Annotated in this window: 4 protein-coding genes; all 4 read right to left on the bottom strand. The window is 68.1% G+C overall.

The genetic code is table 11. From position 1 onward, the window contains the following. On the bottom strand, positions 1 to 707 hold a 707-nt coding region (locus tag PHQ87_RS14470), incomplete at its 3' end, for a D-alanyl-D-alanine carboxypeptidase family protein (RefSeq protein WP_300235841.1). A 77-nt stretch (positions 708 to 784) separates the two neighbouring features. Beyond that, entirely contained in the window at positions 785 to 1,408 is a 624-nt protein-coding gene (locus PHQ87_RS14465; RefSeq protein ID WP_300235829.1) for an alpha/beta fold hydrolase, read from the bottom strand. Between the two features lie 16 nt (positions 1,409 to 1,424). Beyond that, a complete protein-coding gene (locus PHQ87_RS14460; protein WP_300235826.1) occupies positions 1,425 to 1,769 on the bottom strand; it encodes a (2Fe-2S) ferredoxin domain-containing protein in 345 nt (114 codons plus the stop codon). A gap of 49 nt (positions 1,770 to 1,818) precedes the next feature. Beyond that, positions 1,819 to 2,247 carry a CopD family protein gene (locus PHQ87_RS14455; RefSeq protein ID WP_300235823.1) on the bottom strand — a complete coding sequence of 143 codons (429 nt, stop codon included), beginning with the start codon at positions 2,245 to 2,247 and terminating at the stop codon, positions 1,819 to 1,821. Positions 2,248 to 2,417 lie beyond the last annotated feature (170 nt).

Below are 2,417 nucleotides of genomic sequence, written 5' to 3'. Positions count from 1 at the left end.
GCGACCGGGCGGCGCGCGGTGGCCACCAGGCAGTAGCCGGCGGCGGCGGTGTGACCGGTCTTCAGGCCATCGACCGTCGGATCGCGGAACAGCAGGAGGTTGCGGTTGGTGTCGTTCGCGGCCGGCGTGCCCGGGTAGCGGTAGCGCTGGATGGCGTAGTAGCCGACGTAGTCGGGGAAGTCGCGCATCAGGCGGATGGACAGCGTGGCCAGGTCGCGCGCCGTGGTGGTGTGGCCGGGCGCGGTCAGTCCCTCGACGTTGTGGTAGGTGGTGGCGTTCATGCCCAGGGCCTTGGCCTGCGCGTTCATCATCTCGACAAAGCGCTCGACCGAGCCGGCCACGCCTTCGGCCAGCGCCACGGTGGCGTCGTTGCCCGACTGGACGATCATGCCCTTGATCAGGTCCTCCACCGGCACCAGCATCTTGGGGTCGATGAACATGCGCGAGCCGGGCATCTTCCAGGCACGCTCGCTCACCGGGAAGGTCTGGTCCAGGCTGATCTTCTTTGCCCGCAGGGCATCGAACACCAGGTAGGCCGTCATGAGCTTGGTCAGCGACGCCGGCTCCACCGGGGCGTCGATGTCCTTGCCGGCCAGGATCTGGCCCGACGTGGCATCCAGGAGCAGGAAGGCCTTGGCCGCCACCTCGGGCGGTTGCGGCGCTTGCGCGCGGACAGTGCCCACCACCAGGGATGAGGCGACAAGCAGACAGGAAACGAAACGACGCAGGAACAAGACGGGATACCTCGAAAGAAAAGACACGGGCGCCCCGGGGCGGATGGGCCTCAGGGGCGGAGATGGCGCAGGACGATGTCCTTGAGCAGGGGCAACTGGCCATGGAAGAAGTGGCCGCCGCCGGGCACGACCAGCACCGGCAGGCTCTGCGGACGCGCCCAGTCGAGCACGGCCGCCAGCGGCACGGTGTCATCCTGCTCACCGTGGAGGACCAGCGTGCGCGCGTGGAGTTCCCCGGCCAGGGGTGCCACCTCGAAACGGCTCGCCGCGGTCCCCACCAGGACGATGCGCTGCAGCTCGCGCGAGGCCGCCAGCCGCGCCACCGCATGGCTGGTCACGAAGGCACCGAACGAGAAGCCGGCCAGGCACAGCGGCCCCTCGGGCGCCTGCGCCGCGACCACGGCAAGCATGTCGTCGAGTTCGCCGCGCCCGTTGTCGTGCTCGCCTTCGCTGCGCCCGACGCCGCGGAAATTGAAGCGGACCGCCCGCCAGCCGGACTGCACGAAGGCGCGCGCCAGGGTCTGCACGACCTTGTTCGACAAGGTACCGCCGAACAGCGGGTGCGGATGGGCGATGACGGCCGTGCCCAGCACATGGCCGGACGGACGGTCGATGGCCACCTCCAGCGCACCGGCCGGGCCGGCCTGAAGCAGGTACTCGGTCTGGGCGTTCATGGCTGAGCGCCAGCCGTCAGCGGCCGACGTCGGGCGGCGTGAGCAGGCGCTCGACCACCTTGCCGTCGCGCAGGTGCGAGCTCACGATTTCGTCGATGTCCGCCTCGTCCACAAAGCTGTACCAGACGGCCTCCGGGTACACCACGGCAATGGGGCCGCCGGCGCAGCGGTCGAGGCAGCCGGCCTTGTTGACCCGCACCTTGCCCGGCCCCAGCAGGCCCATGGCCTTGGCCTGGGCCTTGCAGTGGTCGAAGGCGGCCTGCGCGCGGTGGTCGGCGCAGCAGTCCTGACCGTTGTCCCGCTGGTTCAGGCAGAAGAAGATGTGGCGTTCGTAGTACGAGGGCGTTCGGGTGACTTCCATGGCATGCATTCTAGTTTTTGGCGCCGCGCCGGCCGGCATCACCACGGCGTCAGAAAGGCTTGACCACCACCAGCACCACGGCCAGCAGCAGCAAAATGACCGGCGCCTCGTTGAACCAGCGGAACCAGGTGTGACTGGCCCGGTTGATGCCGGCCTCAAAACGCCGCAGCAGCACACCACAGGCGTGGTGGTATCCCAGCAGCAGCACGACAATGGCCAGCTTGGCATGCAACCAGCCGTTGCCGGGGCCCCGGCCAATGCCGTAACCCAGCCACAGCCACAGCCCCAGGGCCAGCGCGGGCACGGCCAGCAGGGTCATGAAGCGCATCAGCTTGCGCGCCATGAGCAGCAGCCGCGCGCGCTCGGCCACCGACTCGGGCGGCACCATGGCCAGATTGACGAAGATGCGTGGCAGGTAGAACAGGCCCGCAAACCAACTGGCCACGAACACGATGTGGAAGGACTTGACCCAGAGCATGACACGAGTGTATCGGCCCCCGGATTGCGCCGCTGCGCGGGCAAAAAAAGAACCCGGCCAGGGGGCCGGGTTGGGAAGCCTTTTTGCTGTCACACATAAGGCACCCGCTCAGGGAGGAAAAGCGGGGGGCTCCCCTTGCGGTTCGCCCATCAATAATGTTACTGCAATTC

Origin of the sequence: Hydrogenophaga sp. (assembly GCF_028698005.1) — a bacterium.
Classification (GTDB): Bacteria; Pseudomonadota; Gammaproteobacteria; order Burkholderiales; family Burkholderiaceae_C; genus Hydrogenophaga.
The sequence above is the reverse complement of the archived record's forward strand: the minus strand, read 5'-3'. Positions and strand labels throughout refer to the sequence as shown.